Source organism: Pseudomonas sp. GW821-FHT07G06, assembly GCF_058986625.1.
In genome coordinates this window covers 113908-134439 of sequence record NZ_JBYSVW010000015.1, presented here as the reverse complement: position 1 = coordinate 134439, position 20532 = coordinate 113908, and the positions used below count along the sequence as shown (strand labels likewise).

At 58.9% G+C, this 20532-nt stretch carries 19 protein-coding genes and 1 pseudogene; 11 read left to right on the top strand and 9 right to left on the bottom strand.

The genetic code is table 11. The annotated features are described in order from the left end of the window. Positions 1 to 74 precede the first annotated feature (74 nt). Positions 75 to 677 carry a molybdenum cofactor guanylyltransferase MobA gene (mobA, locus tag AC3WJW_RS22785; protein ID WP_493727478.1) on the top strand — a complete coding sequence of 201 codons (603 nt, stop codon included), beginning with the start codon at positions 75 to 77 and terminating at the stop codon, positions 675 to 677. Between the two features lie 76 nt (positions 678 to 753). Continuing rightward, on the top strand, positions 754 to 975 hold the full coding sequence (locus tag AC3WJW_RS22780; RefSeq protein WP_007973479.1) for a YgdI/YgdR family lipoprotein: 222 nt from the start codon (positions 754 to 756) through the stop codon (positions 973 to 975). Between the two features lie 85 nt (positions 976 to 1060). On the opposite strand, the gene AC3WJW_RS22775 is transcribed toward AC3WJW_RS22780, so the two are convergent. The 4 genes from AC3WJW_RS22775 to AC3WJW_RS22760 form a co-directional block, all read right to left on the bottom strand. After that, on the bottom strand, positions 1061 to 1951 hold the full coding sequence (locus AC3WJW_RS22775) for a pseudouridine synthase (protein WP_493727477.1): 891 nt from the start codon (positions 1949 to 1951) through the stop codon (positions 1061 to 1063). 63 nt (positions 1952 to 2014) lie between these two features. Beyond that, positions 2015 to 2332 (bottom strand): hypothetical protein, encoded by a 318-nt coding sequence (locus tag AC3WJW_RS22770; RefSeq protein ID WP_015094058.1) that lies wholly within the window; start codon positions 2330 to 2332, stop codon positions 2015 to 2017. A 171-nt stretch (positions 2333 to 2503) separates the two neighbouring features. Beyond that, positions 2504 to 2740 (bottom strand): glutaredoxin family protein, encoded by a 237-nt coding sequence (locus AC3WJW_RS22765; RefSeq protein WP_007973483.1) that lies wholly within the window; start codon positions 2738 to 2740, stop codon positions 2504 to 2506. Positions 2741 to 2845: 105 nt separating this feature from the next. After that, positions 2846 to 4054 carry an ammonium transporter gene (locus AC3WJW_RS22760; protein WP_493727476.1) on the bottom strand — a complete coding sequence of 403 codons (1209 nt, stop codon included), beginning with the start codon at positions 4052 to 4054 and terminating at the stop codon, positions 2846 to 2848. A 328-nt stretch (positions 4055 to 4382) separates the two neighbouring features. Between AC3WJW_RS22760 and AC3WJW_RS22755 the strand changes: the two genes are divergently transcribed. From AC3WJW_RS22755 to AC3WJW_RS22720, 8 genes and pseudogenes are all read left to right on the top strand, one after another. Then, positions 4383 to 4697, top strand: a complete 315-nt coding sequence (locus AC3WJW_RS22755; RefSeq protein WP_007973485.1) for an ElaB/YgaM/YqjD family protein — start codon at positions 4383 to 4385, stop codon at positions 4695 to 4697. A 1-nt stretch (position 4698) separates the two neighbouring features. Beyond that, positions 4699 to 5088, top strand: coding sequence for a phage holin family protein (locus tag AC3WJW_RS22750; protein WP_102700817.1), 390 nt, complete (start codon positions 4699 to 4701; stop codon positions 5086 to 5088). Next, positions 5085 to 5429 (top strand): hypothetical protein, encoded by a 345-nt coding sequence (locus tag AC3WJW_RS22745; RefSeq protein WP_126050018.1) that lies wholly within the window; start codon positions 5085 to 5087, stop codon positions 5427 to 5429. The genes AC3WJW_RS22750 and AC3WJW_RS22745 overlap by 4 nt, the downstream gene beginning before the upstream one ends. Positions 5430 to 5644: 215 nt before the next feature. After that, positions 5645 to 6973: a deoxyguanosinetriphosphate triphosphohydrolase gene (locus AC3WJW_RS22740; protein WP_493727475.1), complete on the top strand. Its 1329-nt coding sequence runs from the start codon at positions 5645 to 5647 to the stop codon at positions 6971 to 6973. Positions 6974 to 7149: 176 nt separating this feature from the next. Beyond that, positions 7150 to 7533 (top strand): annotated as a pseudogene (locus AC3WJW_RS22735) (response regulator); the annotation flags it as partial. Between the two features lie 256 nt (positions 7534 to 7789). Beyond that, positions 7790 to 8416, top strand: a complete 627-nt coding sequence (locus AC3WJW_RS22730) for a response regulator transcription factor (RefSeq protein ID WP_007973494.1) — start codon at positions 7790 to 7792, stop codon at positions 8414 to 8416. Positions 8417 to 8424: 8 nt separating this feature from the next. Then, positions 8425 to 12066: a transporter substrate-binding domain-containing protein gene (locus AC3WJW_RS22725; protein ID WP_493727474.1), complete on the top strand. Its 3642-nt coding sequence runs from the start codon at positions 8425 to 8427 to the stop codon at positions 12064 to 12066. A 49-nt stretch (positions 12067 to 12115) separates the two neighbouring features. Next, entirely contained in the window at positions 12116 to 15061 is a 2946-nt protein-coding gene (locus AC3WJW_RS22720) for an HD domain-containing phosphohydrolase (protein WP_493727473.1), read from the top strand. Here the strand turns inward: AC3WJW_RS22720 and AC3WJW_RS22715 are convergent, their stop codons facing one another. Then, entirely contained in the window at positions 15062 to 15544 is a 483-nt protein-coding gene (locus AC3WJW_RS22715; protein WP_493727472.1) for a GAF domain-containing protein, read from the bottom strand. Further along, positions 15541 to 16431 carry an ATP-binding protein gene (locus tag AC3WJW_RS22710; protein ID WP_218482884.1) on the bottom strand — a complete coding sequence of 297 codons (891 nt, stop codon included), beginning with the start codon at positions 16429 to 16431 and terminating at the stop codon, positions 15541 to 15543. The genes AC3WJW_RS22715 and AC3WJW_RS22710 overlap by 4 nt, the downstream gene beginning before the upstream one ends. 110 nt (positions 16432 to 16541) lie before the next feature. Here AC3WJW_RS22710 and AC3WJW_RS22705 point away from each other — a divergent pair, with 110 nt between their 5' ends. Next, positions 16542 to 18905 (top strand): hybrid sensor histidine kinase/response regulator, encoded by a 2364-nt coding sequence (locus tag AC3WJW_RS22705; protein ID WP_493727471.1) that lies wholly within the window; start codon positions 16542 to 16544, stop codon positions 18903 to 18905. Here AC3WJW_RS22705 and AC3WJW_RS22700 read toward each other — a convergent pair. From AC3WJW_RS22700 to msrB, 3 genes are all read right to left on the bottom strand, one after another. Further along, entirely contained in the window at positions 18889 to 19350 is a 462-nt protein-coding gene (locus AC3WJW_RS22700) for a MarR family winged helix-turn-helix transcriptional regulator (protein WP_007973507.1), read from the bottom strand. The two genes, AC3WJW_RS22705 and AC3WJW_RS22700, sit on opposite strands and share 17 nt — an antisense overlap. Continuing rightward, a complete protein-coding gene (locus AC3WJW_RS22695) occupies positions 19347 to 19832 on the bottom strand; it encodes a glutathione peroxidase (protein WP_008002671.1) in 486 nt (161 codons plus the stop codon). The genes AC3WJW_RS22700 and AC3WJW_RS22695 overlap by 4 nt, the downstream gene beginning before the upstream one ends. A gap of 226 nt (positions 19833 to 20058) precedes the next feature. Further along, positions 20059 to 20454 (bottom strand): peptide-methionine (R)-S-oxide reductase MsrB, encoded by a 396-nt coding sequence (gene msrB / locus AC3WJW_RS22690; RefSeq protein WP_493727470.1) that lies wholly within the window; start codon positions 20452 to 20454, stop codon positions 20059 to 20061. Positions 20455 to 20532 lie beyond the last annotated feature (78 nt).

The window sequence follows — 20532 nt, the reverse complement described above, 5'->3', positions numbered from 1 at the left end:
TCCAGTTGTAGGAGAAACAGCCCGGTGTTATATCACAGCGCTCCGTTTTTTCGCCGCTCCCATGGAGACCTGCCATGACCATGAATTCACAATTGCCACCCTGCTCCATTCTGCTCCTGGCGGGCGGTCGCGGCCAACGCATGGGGGGGCGTGACAAAGGGTTGCTGGACTGGCGCGGCGAACCGCTGATTGCTCACTTGCATCGCAAGACCCGCCCGCTGACCGATGACCTGATCATCTCCTGCAACCGCAACCTCGAGAAGTATGCGCCTTACGCCGACCAGTTGGTCCACGACGATGAAGGTGACTTCCCCGGCCCCCTGGCGGGAATTCGGGCGGGCCTGGAAGCTGCTCGCCATACTCATATGCTGGTCCTGCCCTGTGACGTTCCGGGCATTGATGCGGCGCTGATCGGCACGATGCGCGAGACCGCCAACCTGAATCCCGACAAGCCGTTGATGGTGCGGCACGATGACCACTGGGAGCCGTTGTTGTGTGTGATTCCGGTGCTGCACAGGGCAGCCTTTGAAAAGGCCTGGAACGAGGGTGAGCGCAGCCCTGGCCGGCTGATGCGCAAGCTCGGCGCGACCGCGCTGCAATGCCCCGACAAAGACCCTCGGCTGGCCAATCTGAACACACCGGAACTATTAAGCGGCCATGACACTGTGTCAGACTGACATTGATCAGGAACTTGCGCGGACGGTTCACGTCTCAAGTTCAGCAACCAAAGAATTCTTATTCGGAGACACACTCATGATGCAACGGACCCTCGCCACTTTCATGCTCGCACTGGGCCTCGCCACCCTCGCCGGTTGCGCATCGCCTACGGTGATTACCTTGAATGACGGTCGCGAAATCCAGGCCGTCGACACGCCAGAATTCGACAAGGATTCCGGTTTCTACGAATTCGAACAGCTCGATGGCAAACAGACCCGCATCAACAAAGATCAGGTCCGTACCGTTAAAGAGCTGTAATCGGGTGCCACCGGATACAGAAAAGCCCGCTTGATGCGGGCTTTTTCATGCCTGAAGAACAGCACTTCAGGAGCGCCGTTCAGGATCACCATTGCAGGGTGATTTCACTCTCGAACTCACGCGCCTGGCCCGAGACCGGATCGATGAATTTCAGTCCCTGAGCCAGCAGTTTCAAAGGATTGGCGTAGTCATCCTGCGCATCCTTGAGCACCTCGGGGTAAAACGGGTCGTTGCAGATAGCGGCGCCCAACGCCGCCATGTGTACCCGCAACTGATGTTTCTTGCCCGTCACCGGGTAAAGACCATACCGCCAGAGCTTCTCCTGTTTCTCCCTGACTTCGATCGCCGTCTCGGTGTTGCAGGCCCCAGGCCCTTCCTGCATGCGGAAGAACGGCTCGCCATCGACCAGCCGGCTTTTATGAACCCGCGGGAAAGCAAGTTCAGGTAACGCCGCTGCGATGGCCTCGTAGCGTTTTTCGATCTGCCGGGTTGGAAACAACGACTGATAAGCCGAACGACTCTGCGGATTGGCGGAAAACAGTACCAGCCCTGCGGTATGCCGGTCGATGCGATGCAATGGCACCAGATGCGGATTGTCCAGGCGACGGATCAAGCGCCTGAGCAACGTCTGTTCGACGTATTCGCCAGCCGGCGTCACCGGCAGAAAGTGCGGTTTGTCGGCCACCACCAGATGCTCGTCCGCATACAGAATCGACTCGATCACCGGGATCGGCTTTTCATCCGGCACTTCGCGAAAATAATGAATCCGCAAACCTTCCCGGTAGGCCAGATCGAGGGCAATCGGCATGCCCTGCCCATCGAGGACGCGACCACGGGCGATTCTGTCCAGCCATTGTTCACGACCGATGGCGCTGAAATGCTCGCACAGGCAATCGACAACGGTCTGCCACGGGCCAGGTGGCAAGTACAGCGTACTGGCCTGGCTGTGTGCCGCAGAAAAAGAAGAAGTGGACATACGAAAGCTCTAACCCTCAGTGCAGAGCGGCATTATCCAACAGCACGGGGAATGAGCCTAGCCTCAAGCCGGAATCCGTGTGCGCGCCGCCGCTTCGGTGTATTCCTTGAGCCAGCGCAATACATCGACTGCCTCCCAGCGAGCGGGGTCATAGAGGGCGTACAACAACCCCTGATAACCCACGACATCGAGTTGCCGGTGATAACCCGCGCGTTGAAACAAGGCTTCGATTTCTGCGAAACAGGTATTGAAATGCGTTTTATTGAAGGGCGTCTTGCCCTCGGTCACCAGACCATCCAGACGCAACTCAAGAACGGCTTCACTCACGACGTCTGCGGACATCCGGTTCACGCTGTTCTTCAACTGTTCGACATTGACCACGATTCATCCCTCTCACGCCCGGGCTTGTCTGCTCGCTGCCGAAAATCAGCAGCGGCAACACAGGCACACGAATAACTGTATGCACATACAGTATCCGATCAATGCCGGATAAGCCAAGGGGATCAATCGCAAAGTTCGACAGGCGGGAAAAACCGCCAGCGCAAAAACCGCCTAACGCAAGAACGCCACCACCTCATCGGCACTGAACGGCCAGCCCAGTTCAGCGCCGGTGTCGACCCGCCGCAACACCGGAATACGCAGGCTGTAGGCGGCGAACCAGGTTTCATCGTCGGCGATATCCACCAGCTCCACCAGCAGACCGCGCTCGACAAACTCCATCAACATGGCTTCGGCTACTTCACAGAGATGGCATCCAAGGGTGCCGAACAGCTGACATTCGGGAAGCATGAGCGCTCAACCAGAAAATGAAGTGACCATTCTAGGCCTGCACCGAAAAACCGTCGAGCCATTGAGTCTCCTGTCCTGATGCCACCGACGATGATGAGACCTGTGTCAGTCCTGGCTCACGGCGCCGATCTTGTGGATCGACAGGTCCGCGCCGTAATACTCCTGCTCCTGACTCAGGCGCAATCCATGAAGAGCCTTGATCACGCCATAAACGGCGAACCCGCCGGCCAGTGCAACGGTGACGCCCAGTGCCGTGCCGATCAACTGGCTGATCAGGCTGACTCCTCCCAGCCCGCCCAAAGCGCTCTGGCCGAAAATGCCGCAGGCAATACCGCCCCAGACGCCGCACAAGCCATGCAGCGGCCAGACACCCAATACATCGTCGATGCGCCATTTGACCTGAGCGGCGGTAAAGCACCAGACAAACAACGCCCCCGCGACGGCGCCGGTCACCAGCGCCCCCACCGGATGCATCAGGTCGGAACCGGCGCAGATCGCCACCAGTCCCGCCAAGGGTCCGTTGTGCAGAAAGCCGGGGTCGTTGCGCCCGACAATCAACGCGGCCACCGTACCGCCCACCATGGCCATCAATGAGTTCACCGCCACCAGTCCACTGACACCTTGCAGGGTTTGCGCACTCATGACGTTGAAGCCGAACCAGCCAACAATCAGGATCCACGAGCCCAACGCCAGAAACGGGATGCTCGAAGGCGCGAACGCGACCAGCCGACCGTCGCGATAGCGGCCATTGCGCGGCCCGAGCAACAGCACCGCCGCCAGTGCCAGCCAACCGCCCATGGCATGCACCACCACCGAACCTGCGAAATCATGGAAACCGGCGCCAAAGCGTTCCAGCAGCCAGGCTTGCAAACCCAGGTTGCCGTTCCAGACCATGCCTTCGAAGAACGGATAGATGAACGCGACAATCAACGCGGTTGCACACAGTTGCGGGACAAACCGGGCGCGCTCGGCTATTCCTCCGGAAATGATCGCGGGGATAGCCGCGGCAAAGGTCAGCAGGAAGAAAAACTTCACCAGTCCATAACCATGGTCGGCATTGAGCACGGCCGCCGATTGCATGAACGTCACGCCATAAGAAATCCAATAGCCTATAAAGAAGTAGGCCAGTGTCGATACCGCGAAGTCGCTGAGGATTTTCGACAAGGCGTTGACCTGGTTTTTCTGTCGCACGGTTCCGACTTCGAGAAAGGCAAAACCGGCGTGCATGGCCAGAACCATGACCGCACCGATCAGAATGAACAGCGTGTTGGAGCTATGGACCAGGGTGTCCACGGCGCTTTGCAGATTTTCCATGGGATGGGCAGACCTTATGGCAGAAAAAAGCACCAAAGCAGTTCGCGATGACCGCCCACGCACCAAGTTGCAGCTTCGAAGCCTCAGAAGACTGATCTTGCTGAACCGCCTTGGTGCACGGACACCGTCCGGGAAAAACGTGACCCGGACGTTTGCGCGAGTTTTTGATTGTTGGTCCTACGGTTTTACTGAAATCATGCCCGGCTATAGCGCAATGGTGCGGACCGGCGCACCACGACACAGCAAAAGTTGTACCAGTCATTTGTACTGAACCTTCGCCGAAGGCTCATACTCGAACGCATCAGAAAGCCACTTATGGAGATCCACCATGGCCCGCATCCAGGCAAAGACTGCTCAAGAAATCCTGATGAACGATTTTCAGACACTGGTCAGTGACACCGAGCGGTTGCTGGAGCACACCGCGACCCTGGCCGGCGATCAGGCCGACGAATTGCGCGAGCAGATTCACGACAGTCTCTTGCGTGCCCGTGAAACCCTGAAGCTGACCGAAGACTCCCTGCGCGAACGCGGCAAGGCGGCTGTCACCGCCACCGAAGACTATGTCCAGGCCAACCCTTGGCAATCGGTCGGGATCGCGGCCGGCGTGGGTTTCCTGATCGGCCTGCTGGCCAGCCGGCGCTGATATGTCGATCGGTGAATCCGACCCGTCTGCGACGGGAACAAGCTCCTCATCGCGGCGCCTGGGTGCTGCCTTCCTGGGGTTGCTGCACAGCCATGTCGAACTGTTCGGCATCGAGTTGCAGGAACAGAAAGCCCGCACCGTCAGCCTGTTGCTGTTTGCCGGTCTGGCGCTGGTGTTTGCGTTGCTGCTGCTGGTAGGGCTGTCGACGCTGGTGCTGATCGTGTTCTGGGACACCTATCGCCTGACCGCCATCATCGGGCTCTGCGTGTTCTACACCCTCGCCGCCATATTCTGCGCGATGCGTTTGAGGGCAGCGATTTTCGATGAGTCCTCGCCCTTCCACGGTACGCTGGAAGAGCTGGCCAACGATCGGGAGCGCCTGCTGCCATGAACCTGCCCGAATTGCCACACAACAGCTCACGCACGGAAATGCGCAAGGCCCTGATTCGCCTGCGCATGGAAATGCACCGCCAGGAAATCCGCCACGAATCCGCGCAACTGCTGCAACCGTTGAAACGCGTGCGCGGGATGACGCAGAACCTGCAGGACGGTTTCGGCATCAAACACGCTCCACTCTGGGGCGTGGCCGCCGTCACCTTGCTGGGTTTTCTGACCGGCAAGGGCGCAAAGAACGGGGGGGGCCTCAGCAGCCTGACCCGGCTGATCCGCCTCGGCACCACACTGGGGCCACTGATCAAACTGATCATGCAGGGCTCTTCGCGCAAAGACTGACCAGTTTCCTTCTGGCTACGCTCTTGCAGTGTCGACGGAATGCCCCCTCTATCGAGGGGGCAATCCTGTGCGCCTGTCCGGTCAATTGGCCCCCCTGCGAAAAAAGTTCTTGCAAGGTGACCTCGATATCGACGCCGCCGGATTGTAGTTCCGCTTGCAGGTCATGACGCGAAACGGGAAGCTAGGCCATCAGTCACCTGACGGAGAGTCCCGCCTTGGAATGGCACACCCTGCTTACCCGCGAACGCCTCGGAAAGCCTCTGCACAGCCCTGAAGAACTCGGCCGCAGCCCTTTTCACAAAGACCACGACCGCATCATTTTCTCGGGGGCTTTCCGCCGCCTCGGGCGCAAGACCCAGGTCCATCCGGTGTCCAGCAATGATCACATTCATACGCGCCTGACCCACTCGCTGGAAGTCAGTTGCGTGGGGCGCTCGCTGGGCATGCGGGTCGGCGAAACCATCCGCAGCGCCCTGCCCGACTGGTGCGAACCCAGCGATCTGGGAATGGTGGTGCAATCGGCCTGCCTGGCACACGACATCGGCAACCCGCCTTTCGGCCATTCCGGTGAAGACGCGATCCGTCACTGGTTCCAGCAAGCCGCCGGGCGTGGCTGGCTGGATGCGATGAGTGAGGCCGAGCGCAATGACTTCCTGAATTTCGAAGGCAACGCCCAGGGCTTTCGGGTGCTCACTCAACTGGAGTATCACCAGTTCGACGGCGGCACCCGACTGACCTACGCAACCCTGGGCACCTACCTGAAGTATCCATGGACGGCCAGGCACGCCGATTCGCTGGGCTACAAGAAACACAAGTTCGGCTGTTATCAGAGTGAGCTGCCGCTATTGGAGCAGATCGCCCATAAACTCGGCCTGCCGCAACTTGAAGAGCAACGCTGGGCGCGGCATCCGCTGGTGTACCTGATGGAGGCCGCCGACGACATCTGCTATGCACTGATCGACCTGGAAGACGGCCTGGAAATGGAGTTGCTGGAATATGCCGAAGTCGAGTCCCTGCTGCTGGACCTGGTGGGCGACGACTTGCCGGAGACCTACCGCCAGCTCGGTCCCGGCGATTCGCGCCGACGCAAACTGGCGATCCTGCGCGGCAAGGCCATCGAACACTTGACCAATGCCGCGGCCCGCGCTTTCGTCGAGCAACAGCACGCGCTGCTGGCCGGCACATTGCCCGGCGACCTGGTGGAGCACATGCACGGGCCCGCCAAGCGTTGCGTGCTGAACGCCAAGGACATGGCCCGCAAGAAAATCTTCCAGGACAAGCGCAAGACCCTGCACGAGATCGGCGCCTACACCACGCTGGAAATCCTCCTCAACGCCTTTTGCGGCGCAGCACTGGAGCAGCACAACGGTCGGACCCCGTCATTCAAAAGCCGCCGCATCCTTGATCTGCTGGGTAACAATGCGCCCGATCCTCACGGCCCGCTGCACACGTCGTTTTTGCGCATGATTGATTTCATCGCCGGCATGACCGACAGCTATGCCAGTGACATGGCCCTGGAAATGACGGGGCGTGCCAGCCACTGAGGTGCTTCGTTTGATCAGCCATTACGGCGTTCGTTTTGGCTGATCCCCCTTCAACTTCCAACAGCACTCAAGTCTCGTCGAATCGCCCTACAACACATGGCGAGCGAACTGATCGCCTGTCCGGCACTCTCGCGAAACAATCGGCCTCCCTCTGTTCGACAGATGAAGTGCGCACCATGGCCGAAGACGATCTACGCATCCTCCTGGTGGAGGACCATCCCTTCCAACTGATAGCCACTCAATACCTGCTGGAAAGTTATGGCTTCACCCGACTGACTACCGCCGACAGCGCCAAATGCGCCATGCAGCAAATGCTCGGGGTCGACCAGCCATTCGACATCCTTTTATGCGATCAATGCCTGCCCGATCTGACAGGACTCGATCTGGTCCGGTTCGCCAGTCAGCAAGGACTGGTCAGACAGGCGATCATACTGAGCAGCCTGACGACGTCTGAACTGGATGAACTTGTAAAAACGGCCACTGAACACAGACTGCCGTTATTGGGTTACTTGATAAAACCATTGAAACAATCTGAATTTAGATACCTGTTGACCATGGCACCAACACAAACAAAAAGCACATATGAAAATCGACAAATTCACAGCGTAAAACCTACAAACAACTTCCTTGAAAAGTGCACCAGACCGCCAAACTTCCCCGGACTTCCTATTAAGAAACCTAGTTAATACGTAGTCCAATTCCTTTTAATTTGTAGGACTTCTCCTATATTGCTGCTACAGCCCGGTCCGTTCATGCGTCCCTTCAAGTATCTGAGCTAAGGTGCGCGCTTTATTTGAGCTCGCATGGGACTTGATTATGAACTCCGTTTTTATTGTCGACGATCACCCGGTTATCCGCCTTGCCGTTCGAATGTTACTGGAACACGAAGGTTACAAAGTCGTCGGCGAAACTGACAATGGGGTCGACGCCATGCAGATGGTTCGCGAATGCATGCCGGACCTGGTCATTCTCGACATCAGCATTCCAAAGCTGGATGGCCTGGAAGTACTGTCCCGGTTCAACGCAATGAGTAACCCTCCTAAAACACTGGTACTGACCGCACAGTGCCCGACACTCTTCGGTATTCGTTGCATGCAATCCGGAGCCTCGGGTTATGTCTGCAAACAAGAGGACATCAGTGAACTGGTGAGTTCCATAAAAGCGGTATTTTCAGGTTACAACTATTTCCCGAGTGAAGCCTTGAACCCCATCCACGGAGATGAAACACGCTGCATCGAATTGGAACTGTTCAAGTCCGTAAACGACCGGGAACTGATGGTCCTGCAACTTTTTGCCCAAGGTCGCACAAACAAGGAAATCGCCAAGGGCATGTTTCTGAGCAACAAGACCGTGAGCACCTACAAAAAGCGCCTCATGCAGAAACTCAAAGCCAAATCCCTGGTTGAACTGATCGAGATGGCAAAACGTAACGCACTCGTGTGAGAACCTGGATGCCCAGCCGTTTGATGGTCTATCTGATTCAAGTGACCGCAGGTCTATGCGTGAGCACCTCGTTGTTCGGAGCACCGGGCAATGAACACTACACACTGCTCAGCCGCTCGAAGGTCGGGGCGCTGGAGATTCGACTGGATGAATCCCAGCAACAATGGATAAACAATAAAAATCAACTGACGCTCGGCACGTCGGCCCCGGACTATCCCCCTTTCGACCTGACCACCAGTGGTCAGGACTATGAAGGCTTTACCGCCGATTACGCTGGCCTCCTGGAAAAAGCCACCGGGTTGCCGGTCAAGGTTCAGCGTTTCGAATCCCGAGGGGCCGCGATCACCGCGCTGCAGAACGGCGATGTCGATCTGCTTGGTAGCGCCAATGGATTCGAAGCAGGCATTGCCGAGATTGCCCTGTCCATACCCTATGCCGTCGACCAGCCCGTATTGGTGACCCGCGAAGGAGAAACCCGATCCCTCACCGATGGCCTGGCCGGATTGCGCCTGAGCATGGTGTATCACTATTTGCCGCTAGAGGAAGTCAAGGCGCTGTACCCAAAAGCGATCATCACGTCCTATCCGTCCTACCAGAATGCGATCAATGCCGTTGCCTTCGATCAGGCGGATGTGTTTCTCGGCGACACGATTTCAACTCACTACATGATCAACAAGGGGTACTTGAACAACATCCGGATGGCCAACTTTGGCAAACATGAAGCCCATGGCTTCAGCTTTGCCATCAACAGGAACAACCCCGAGCTGCTCGGCATCATCAACGCGATGATCAGGGCCGTCCCTTCCAGTGAGCGAGAAAACATCGCCAAACGCTGGAGCGCCGGCAGCGACATTCTGCTGACCGATCAAAAGCTGCAACTCACTGACCGGGAAGAACGCTGGCTGGCACACCACCCGACAGTGCGCGTCGTCGTCAACGAAGCCTATGCGCCACTGACGTTTTTCGATAGCAATGGCAACTTTCGCGGGGTCAGCGCGGATTTGCTTGAGCTGATCAGGCTGCGCACCGGCTTGCGCTTTGACATCCAGCGCAGTCGAAACGATGACGAGATGATCAAACAGATCAAAAACAACCAGGCCGATGTGATCGCCGCGTTGCTCCCCAGCGCCAAACGTCAGTCCCAACTGAACTTTACCCGCCCCTTTCTGGAAAATTCCTACGTCCTGCTGACCCGTAAAGCCGCCGACAGCCCGACCAATCTCGTGCAGTTGCAGGACAAACGCCTGGCCATTGCCCGCGGCAATCCACTCAAGGATTACCTGCGCAGAGAGTTTCCCCGGATCAAGCTGATCGAAACCCCGGACACCTTCAGCGCCGTAGAGATGCTCGCCGAAGGCCAGGCCGAGGGCGTGGTGAACTCACTGGTCATTGCCAATTACTTCATTTCGTCGCGGCTGTTCGAACACACCTTGCAAATCAGTACCACCATCGGCACCGAGCAGGCAGCGTTCTCGCTGGCCACTGCACGGGGCGCCAAAGAGCTGAACGCCATTCTGAACAAGGCGCTGCTGAGCATCTCGCCGGAGGAACTGGGCATCATCAACAGTCGCTGGCGCGGCTATTCGGCGTCCTCGCAAAGCACCTGGCGCAACTATCAAAGACTGTTCTACCAAATCGCCATCGGTGCCGGTGCGCTATTGCTGATTTCCATAGCGTGGAACGACTACATGCGACGCCAGATCAAGCAGCGCAAGGCCGCCGAGCGTGCATTGAACGATCAGTTCGAGTTCATGCGATCGCTGGTCAATGGCACGCCCCATCCGATCTACGTACGTGATCGCCAGGGGCTGCTGCAAAGTTGCAACGACAGTTACCTGCAGGCGTTCTGCGCCAGGCGCGAAGATGTCATCGGCAAAAGCGTCATGCAGGGGGCGATGAGCAATGTGTTCGAAGCCCGGGAGTACCAGGCTGACTACCAGCGCGTGGTGACCGAGGGCAGACCGTTGATCGTCGATCGCGAACTGCATATTGGTGGCCGGCGGTTGACGATCTATCACTGGATTCTTCCCTACCGCGATTCCAGCGCGAAAGTGCAAGGCATTATCGGTGGCTGGATCGACATCAGCGAACGCCGGCAACTGCTCGATGATCTGCGTTGCGCGAAAGAACACGCCGATAACGCCAACCGGGCCAAAAGCACGTTTCTGGCCACGATGAGCCATGAGATCCGCACGCCGATGAATGCAATCATCGGCATGCTTGAACTGACACTCAAGCGTCTTGATCATCGGCACCCGGAACGTCAGGCCATCGATGTCGCGTACAACTCGGCGAAAGGGTTGCTGGAGCTGATTGGCGACATCCTCGACATTGCCAGAATCGAATCCGGGCGCTTGAGCCTGAGTCCGGAGCGCGTTAATCCGGGTGAACTCGTGGCCTCGGTCGTACGGATTTTCGATGGCCTTGCCCGACAGAAGGAACTCGAACTGAAGCTGGAGTTTTCTCCGGCCAAGCCGACCTTCGATGTGTTGCTGGACCCTTTGCGCTTCAAGCAGGTGCTGTCCAACCTGATCAGCAATGCCATCAAGTTTACCGAGCAAGGCCAGGTCAGGGTCATTGTCGACCTGCACCCGGCAGTGCAGCCAGATCGTGTGCAAATGCGGGTGCAGGTTCACGACAGTGGCATCGGGATCAGCGAACAGGATCAATACCGGCTGTTCGAGCCCTTCGCCCAGGCCGACAACGCCATTCAATCGGCCAGGGGGGGCGCAGGGCTGGGGCTGGTCATCAGCCGCAATCTCTGCGAGATGATGGGCGGTAGTCTGCAATTGCGCAGCGAGCCGGGTGTCGGCACTCAAGTGGAGGTATTGCTGCACCTGGAAACGTTGCCGCTGCAACAATCTGCCCAGGTGGCCGAAACGCAAATTGTCGTCGCCACAACCCCATTGAATGTTCTGGTCGTCGACGATCACTCGGCCAATCGTTTGCTCACCTGCCAGCAACTGGAGTTTCTAGGCCATCGATTTACCGTCGCGGCCGATGGCCAAGAGGGATTGGAGGCATGGAAAGACCAACCGTTTGATCTGGTGATCGCCGATTGCAACATGCCGGTCATGAACGGTTACGAGCTGGCCCGTGCCATTCGCCAGCATGAAAGCCAAAACCATCGCCCTTCCTGCACCGTGCTCGGGTTTACCGCCAACGCGCAACCGGAAGAAATACAGCGCTGCAAACAGGCCGGAATGGATGACTGCCTGTTCAAACCCCTTAGCCTCGGCGCCTTGAGCCAGTGGATGGAAAACATTGAGCCCACCCATGCAGCCCCGGCGTTCAGCCTGCATGGGTTGAAACTGCTGACCGGGGGCAACCCCATGTTGAATCGCAAATTGCTCAACGAGTTGGTCAACAGCAACCGCCAGGATTTGCAAACGCTGCTGTCGCTATCCAGCTCCGGGGATACGCAGGCGCTGCAGGACATTGCCCACAAAATCAAAGGCGCAGCCCGGATAGTGCAAGCCTCTCCACTGATCGACCGCTGCGAGGCCCTCGAAGCAGCCTGCCATGCGGATTTCGATCGCGAAAAAGTGGCCGGATGCTGCCAATCCATGGAACGCACCATGCTTGAGCTGGAGGACGCGTTACTACGTCAGATCAAGCATTACGACGAAGGCAAAAAGACAGACCCTTAACTATGCTTGGACCCTCGGCAGTGTGTTGACCCTCATGGAGAAACCCGCAATGCCTGACCCACTGCGCACGGACCCACGCCGGTTTCCACTGCATGTCCATATCAGTGTGATGTTCACCTTTCTGTTGTTGCTGACCGGAGTGCTGCTGGGTCTTTTCAACTACCGGCAAACAACCCAGATCATACTGTCCAGCAGTGAAAAACTCTTCAACCGTATTGAGCAGGATGTGCGGCTGGACCTGCACGCCACCTATGAACCCATTCGCCACCTGTTGAGCCTGCTGGCACTCAATCCGGCGGGCCAGTCCGCTGATCTGGAACACCGCCTGGCACTGCTCGAACCGTTCAGTCAGTCACTCGAGGACAACCCCGACCTGGCGTCGCTGTACCTGGGCTACGACAACGGCGACTTTTTCATGGTCCGCCCGCTGTATGCCCCGGAGGTCAAAGCCCTGGTCAAGGCCCCGGACACTGCGGCTTACCAGGTCTGGAGCATTGAGCACGACAGCAGCGGCCAGGCTCGCTCCCAGTCTTTGTTTTTCGACCGGAACCTGGCCCTCGTCAGCCGCCAGGACAACCTGAACGACACCTACGACCCTCGCAGCCGTGCCTGGTTTACCAGCGCCCGTAGTGACAATGACCAGATCACGACCGAACCCTATATCTTTTTTTCCACCCATGACATTGGCACGACGCTGGCACGACGCAGTGGCGACAAGGCGATCATGGCCGCCGACCTGACCCTGGCCGAACTCAGCGCGACCCTGGCCAAGCACGTCGTGACCCCCCATACCGAAATCGTGCTGTTCGATGCCGAAGGCAATGCCATTGCCTACCCCGACAGCCGCAGGCTGATCATCGATGATCAGACATCCCGGCTGATCAAGGCCGCGGACCTGAGCCCCAGCTTGGGTGCGTTGCTCAACAACCCCTCTCAAGGCAGTCGCCTGGAGGCCAACGGCCGGCAGTGGATCGTGGCCCGCAGCAGCATTCAGGAGGGCGGCCCCCAAGGCCTGCAACTGGCACTGTTGGTACCGGAAGACGAGTTGCTCGTCGATGCTTACCGGATGCGCTGGCAAGGTGCGCTCATTACCCTGGCCACGCTGCTGTTATGCGTGCCGCTGGGTTGGTTGACCTCCAGAGTCTTGGTCAAACCCTTGCGCGCCCTGGTGCAGGAGGCCGATGCGATTCGCAGTTTCGATTTCAATTTTCCGCTTTCCCGTCGCTCGCCGGTGCTCGAAGTCGACCAACTGAGCGTATCGATGGCACGGATGAAGGACACACTGGCGAGCTTCTTCCAGATCACTGACAGCCTCAGCGCCGAAACCCGTTTCGCCCCGCTGCTGGAACGGGTGTTGTTTGAAACCGTGAAAATCGGTCAGGCCCAGGCCGGCCTGATCTATCTGCGCGAAGGCGATGGCGGGCACATGGAACCCCACGGACTGGTCATCAATGACACCGCCGAAAGCCTGCAATCCTTCGACATCCGCGGACACTCACTGGAAAACCCGCAAAGCCCCCCATGGCTGCAGCAGCTGGCAAACGTCGACAACGTCGTCAGTAACCTGGGGTTCGAGCAAGCGGGCGATCTGCAGAAAATCTTGCTCGCGCTGAAAAGTCCCCGGGTCCATCTGATCGGAATCCGCCTGCATAATCGTCACAACGAAACCGTGGGCCTGCTGGTGTTGCTATTGGCCGACAGCGGTGAGCAAAGCGATCTGGACAAACTGCGGCCGGACCGCATTGCGTTTCTCCAGGCAGTGTCCGGCGCGGCGGCCGTGTGTATTGAAAGCCAGCGCCTGCAAGCCCGGCAAAAACAGCTGCTGGACGCCTTCATTCAACTGCTGGCCGGTGCCATCGACGCCAAAAGCCCCTATACCGGCGGTCATTGCCAGCGCGTGCCGGAACTGACCCTGATGCTTGCTCGGGCGGCGGCAGCCAGCCAGGACCCCGCCTTCAGCGCCTATCAGCCGACCGAAGATGAATGGGAGGCACTGCACATCGCTGCCTGGCTGCACGATTGCGGCAAGATCACCACGCCGGAATACGTCGTCGACAAAGCCACGAAGCTGGAAACCCTGACCGATCGCATCCACGAAATCCGCACTCGCTTCGAGGTACTCAAGCGCGATGCCTGGATCAGCTACTGGCAGGCCATTGCCCTGGGCGGTGACGAGCAAGCGCTGGCAGAACTGCGTGATGCCAGCCTCGCCGGACTGGATGATGATTTCGCCTTCATTGCCCGTTGCAATCTGGGTGGCGAAGCCATGGCCGACGCTGATCTGCAACGCCTGCGCAACGTGGCTGAACGCACCTGGACCCGGACCCTGGATGACCGGCTGGGCGTGTCCTGGGAAGAGAACCGGCGTCAGGCCCGAACACCCGCCCCCACCCTGCCCGTCAGCGAACCCTTACTGGCGGACAAACCCGAGCACCTGTTCGAACGCGGCGAAAACGAGGTGATACCGCAAGACAACCCCTTGGGCTTCAAACTCGACGTTCCGCCCCACAAATACAATCGGGGTGAGCTGTACAACCTGAGCATTGTCCGGGGCACCCTGACGAGCGAGGAGCGTTATGTCATCAATAACCATATCGTTCAGACGATTCTGATGCTCAACCATCTGCCGTTCCCCGGGCACCTGCGCAGCGTTGCGGAAATAGCCGGCGGGCATCACGAAAAAATGGACGGCAGTGGTTATCCGAAACGCTTGAAGCGAGAAGACATGAGCCTGCCGGCGCGAATGATGGCGATTGCCGATATTTTTGAAGCCCTGACGGCCGCCGACCGCCCCTACAAAAAAGCCAAGCCCCTGAGCGAGGCACTGGGCATCATGGCGTTCATGTGCCGTGATGCCCACATCGACCCGGAACTGTTCGGGCTGTTCATCAAGGCACAGATCTATTTGCAGTACGCCAGGCGCTTCCTCGACCCTGCGCAGATCGATGCGGTGGACGCATCGGGCCTGCTGGCCAAGGCGGGCCTGGCGTCTTGATCAGCAGTCGGTCAGACGCAGGAAAATCGCCGCCAGTTGCTCGATACCGGCCTGGTCTTGCGGGCTGAACCGCGCCAGTTTCGGGCTGTCGAGGTCGAGCACGCCGATCAATCGGCCGTCCTTGACCAACGGTACCACCAGTTCGCTGTTCGAGGCGCTGTCACAGGCAATGTGGCCGGGGAACGCGTGCACATCTTCGACCAACTGGGTCTGCAAGGTGGCGGCTGCCGTTCCGCAGACGCCACGCCCGAACGGAATCCGCACGCAAGCGATCTGCCCCTGAAACGGGCCCAGCACCAGCTCCTCATGGCGGTTGAGGTAGAAACCGGCCCAGTTCAGGTCATCGAGCTGATTGAACAGAAACGCCGAGAACTGCGCGGCATTGGCGATGAAGTCCCGCTCGTCCGCCAGCAAGGACTCCAGCTGCGCGTGCAGCATGCCGTAACCTTCGAGGCCCTGGCCGCTCTTTTGTAAATCGATCATGCCTTGTGCTCCAACAGTTTCAGCCCGACCCAGTAACGGGCAAATTGATAAGCGCAACGTCCATTGCGATTGCCTCTGCCGGTGGCCCAGCGTACCGCCAGGATGTCCAGCTCTTCGCTGCGCTGCCATGCCAGTCCGGCCTTGCCGGCCAACTGGCCGATCCAGTGCTCGACGACGTCGAGGAAGTGTTCCTGGGTAAACGGATAGAACGATAGCCACAGGCCGAAGCGGTCAGACAGCGCGATCTTGTCTTCCACCGCCTCGCTCGGATGCAGCTCGCCGTCGACCCGCTTCCAGTTCTCGTTGTCACTTTCCTTTTCCGGCACCAGGTGGCGACGGTTCGACGTGGCGTACAGCAAGACGTTGTCCGGCGCCTGTTCCAGCGAGCCATCGAGTACGCTTTTGAGCACTCGGTAATCGCCCTCGCCCGACTCGAACGAAAGGTCATCGCAAAACAGCACGAAACGCTGGGGCAGTTTGCCGATCTGTTCGACCACGCGCGGCAGGTCTGCCAGGTGATCGCGTTCAATCTCGATCAGACGCAAACCGGCTTGAGCGTGCTCGGCCAACAAGGCACGCACCAGCGACGACTTGCCGGTGCCGCGCGAGCCCCAGAGCAAGGCGTGGTTGGCGGGCATGCCATCGAGGAACTGTTGGGTGTTGCGCCCAAGCTGCTCAACTTGCCGGTCGACGCCGATCAGGTCCGACAGGCGCATGTCGAGGCTGACCTGCAGCGGCATCAGATAACCGCCGCGAGACTCACGCTGCCAGCGCGCCGCCAGGCATTGCGTCCAGTCGATGGCTGGCCGGGGTGCCGGCAGCAACGGCTCGATACGGGCCAGAACGGCATCGGCGCGTTCAAGAAAAGCATTCAATCGGGAATCCACGACTTCTCCTCGGGCACGTTCACAGTAATGATGGTGATACAGCGTCACAAAAGCGGCTGCCCCCGCGGTACAGGCCTCGCGAGAACATCAACAGGCAGGCATGATCGACTATGCTTGAGCAGCGAAAGGAAACGGAAGTGGTTCACCCCCCCATGGACATCAAATTCACCAACCGGCTGTCATTCAAGCAAGCCCGGCTTACCGTGCTGGTCGGTTTCATTCTGGGCACGCTGCTCAGCCTGCTGCAAATAGGCATCGATTATGCCAGTGAAGACGCCTCCATCAATCGTGAAATCCTTTCATTACTGGAAATCAGCCACAACCCGGCCTCGCGAATCGCCTACAACATCGACGCCGAACTCGCCAAGGAACTGACCCAGGGCCTGCTGCGCTCGCCGGCGATCATCGGCGCGAAACTGACCGACAACAACGGCACCGTGCTGGCCAACTCCAAGCGACCCGAGGTGCAAAACGGCTACCGGATGCTCAGTGATTTCCTGTTCGGTGCCAGCCGACAGTTCGAAGACCGGCTTTACCTGGATCATTTACCCAGCGAATCCCTGGGTACGCTGCGGCTGAAGGTCGATACTTACGCCTTCGGCAACCGGTTCCTGCGCCGGGCCGAAGTAACCCTGATCAATGGCTTCGCCCGCAGCCTGCTGCTGTCCGGCATCCTGTTGGCGTTGTTCTATGTGATGCTGACCAAACCCCTGGTGCGGGTGATCCGTGAGCTCAGCGGTCGCGACCCGGGCAACACCGAACCGACGTCGCTGGAGTGTCCCGCCGGGCACGCCAACGATGAGATCGGTGTACTGGTCAAGGTCGCCAACCAGCAATTCAAAAACATCGCCACCGAAATCCGGCAGCGGCGCAACGCGGAAAACCGCCTGACCGAATATCTGGGCCAACTGGAAAACATCGTCTCGGCCCGCACCGCCGAACTCAAGGCGATCAACGCCCGGCTGAGCCAATCCAACGAGGAACTGGAAGCCGCGCGCAGCACCGCCCTCGACATGGCCGAAGCCCGCTCGGTGTTCCTGGCCAACATGAGCCATGAAATACGCACGCCCCTCAATGGCTTGCTCGGCATGATCGCGCTGTCCCTCGACGGACCACTGAATGCCGAACAACAGCAACAGCTGTCGATTGCCCATGACTCGGGCAAGGTACTGGTGGAACTGCTCAACGATATCCTCGATTTGTCGAAGTTCGATGCCGGTCAACTCGAACTCGAACACATTCCCTTCGACCTCGGTTCACTGATCGAGGACACCGCCAACCTGTTGTCGCAAAACGCCGCCCCCAGCGTCGAACTGACCTGTCTGATCGATCCGCATTTCCCGGCACTGGTGCTCGGCGATCCGACCCGGGTGCGGCAGATCGTCAGTAACCTGCTGTCCAACGCCCTCAAGTTCACCCGTTTCGGGCGTGTCGACGTACGCCTGTCGACGTTCGGGGACGGCGTCAGAATCGAGGTGTGCGACACCGGCATCGGCATCCCTCAGGAAGCCCAGGCCAGGATCTTCCAGCCCTTCACCCAGGCCGGAGCCGGTATTACCCGCCAATTTGGCGGCACCGGGCTGGGCCTGGCACTGACCTACAACCTTTGCGAAGCCATGCAAGGGCGCCTGACGATCAGCTCCGAAGCGGGTTTTGGCAGTCAGTTCTGCGCGGATTTGCCATTACCCAGCCATACCCGCGCAATGCCTGCTGTTGCGCTCAATGGCAAAGTCGTCGCCATCACGGCCGCCAGCAGCGGGCTGGGCGAACTGCTGAACAGCCTGTTGCCTGGCTGGGGGCTGGACTATGAACGGCGCTCCATGGATGACTCACTGCTTGGCCTGGCAGCCGACGTGCTCATCACCGACTGCCCCGAATGCCTGTTCAATTTGCGCCCTGCCCTCAGCGCGCCGATCCTGCTGATCACCGCGTATGGCAATTTCATGCCCGGCGAAGAGGTAAACGCCCTCGCCCCTTTGCAACAACAGGCCCGCCCCCTGGCCCGCAATACGCTGTATCAGAGCTTGCGACGGATCCTGCAGCCGGAAACCCAGCCGATCAACGATGTCCGGCACGAAACGCAAAGCCCGCTACGGCGCGGGCGCGTGCTGCTGGTGGAAGATAATCCGGTGAACCAGTTGGTGGCCAAGGGCATGCTCGGCAAACTCGGCTGCGAGGTCACCACCGCGGCCCATGGTGCCGAGGCCCTGGATCAACTCGAACAACGGGAGTTCGACCTGGTGCTGATGGACTGCAATATGCCGGTGATGGACGGCTATGAAGCCAGCCGGCAAATCCGCCGCAGCGGACGCTGGCCCCAACTGCCCATCGTCGCCCTGACGGCCAACGCCATGTCGGAGGAGCGCGAACGCTGTCGTGCCGCGGGCATGAGCGACTACCTGGCCAAACCCTTCCGGCGCGAAGAACTGGCCGCCCTGCTGGACTTGTGGATCCCCGCTACGACAGTGCCCTGATCTGTCCCAGCAGGTGATCGAGACCATCGCGCAAGTCGTTGAGACGATTCAGGTCGACCCCACTGTCGCACAACAACCGTGCCTTGAGTGGCCCGACCTGATCGCGCAAGGCCGTTCCGGCTGGCGACAGGCTCAGGTGCACTTCACGCTCATCGCGCGCCGAACGCTGACGCTGCACCAGTTGCAGTTGTTCGAGGCGCTTGAGCAAGGGGGTCAGCGTGCCGGAATCCAGGGCCAGACGCTCACCCAATGCCTTCACGGTCGGTTGCTCGGGGGCCGCTTCCTGCCACTCCCACAGCACCAGCATCGCCAGGTACTGAGGGTAAGTCAGGCCCAACTGATCGAGCATTGGCTTGTAGGCGCGAATGACCGCACGGGAAGCGGCGTACAGCTTGAAACACAGCTGGCTGTCGAGCTTCAGGGAATCGACGGACAAGGTGTTCATTTGAGCAGGGCTTCGATCTCGCGGGTCAGGTCCTGCGGCTTGGTCGCCGGGGCGAAGCGCTTGACCAGTTGCCCGTCCTTGCCGATCAGGAACTTGGTGAAGTTCCACTTGATGCCCTGGGAACCCAGCACACCCGGAGCGCGCTTTTTCAACTGCACGAACAAGGGATGGGCGCCGGCGCCGTTGACTTCGATCTTTTTGAACAGCGGGAAGCTGACACCGAAGTTCAGCTCGCAGAATTCGGAGATCGCCCCTTCATTACCCGGCTCTTGCTTGCCGAACTGGTTGCAGGGAAAACCGAGCACCACCAGGCCCTGGTCCTTGTAGGTCTGCCACAACTCTTCCAGGCCTTTGTATTGCGGGGTGAAACCACACTTGCTGGCTGTGTTGACCACCAGCACGGCCTTGCCGGCGAAATCCGCCAGGGTCTTTTGCTCTCCCTTGATCGTGGTGCAAGGAATGCTCAGCAGGTTGTCGCTCATGTTTGAGGTTCCGAGTGAATGCCAGAGCCAACAAAATAGCGAGCAATTGAATTGTGTGCAATCTATTAATCAAGTCAGGCCAGCTATCCGGCACGCAACCCTGTAGGAGCTGCCGCAGGCTGCGATCTTTTGATTTTGTTTTTTCTGGATTGCAGAAGATCAAGATCAAAGGATCGCAGCCTGCGGCAGCTCCTACAGGTTCAGCGCATGGTCCGCTCGGTTCGGATCAGTCGCGAGGAACCAGGTCCAGGCACACCGAGTTGATGCAATAACGCAGGCCTGTCGGCGGCGGGCCATCAGGGAAAACATGCCCCAGGTGCGCGTCGCATTTGGCGCAGACCACTTCGGTGCGGATCATGCCGTGGCTGACATCACGGATCTCGGTCATGGCGCTGTCGCCGATCGGCGCGTAGAAACTCGGCCAGCCGCAGCCGGAATCGAATTTGGTCGTGGAGTCGAACAGCGGTTCGCTACAGCAGATGCAGTGGTAGACACCGTCGATTTTGGTGGCGTTGTATTTACCGGAAAACGGCCGTTCGGTGCCTTTGAGGCGGCACACGTTGTACTGCTCTGGATCGAGCATCGCCTTCCATTCTTCCAGGGTTTTTTCCAACTTTTCCATCATCACACCTCAGCGGCTGAAAAAGCCCGATCTGTACCTTTTCCACGGATCGGGCGGCACGTATGATTGCGCCTCGTA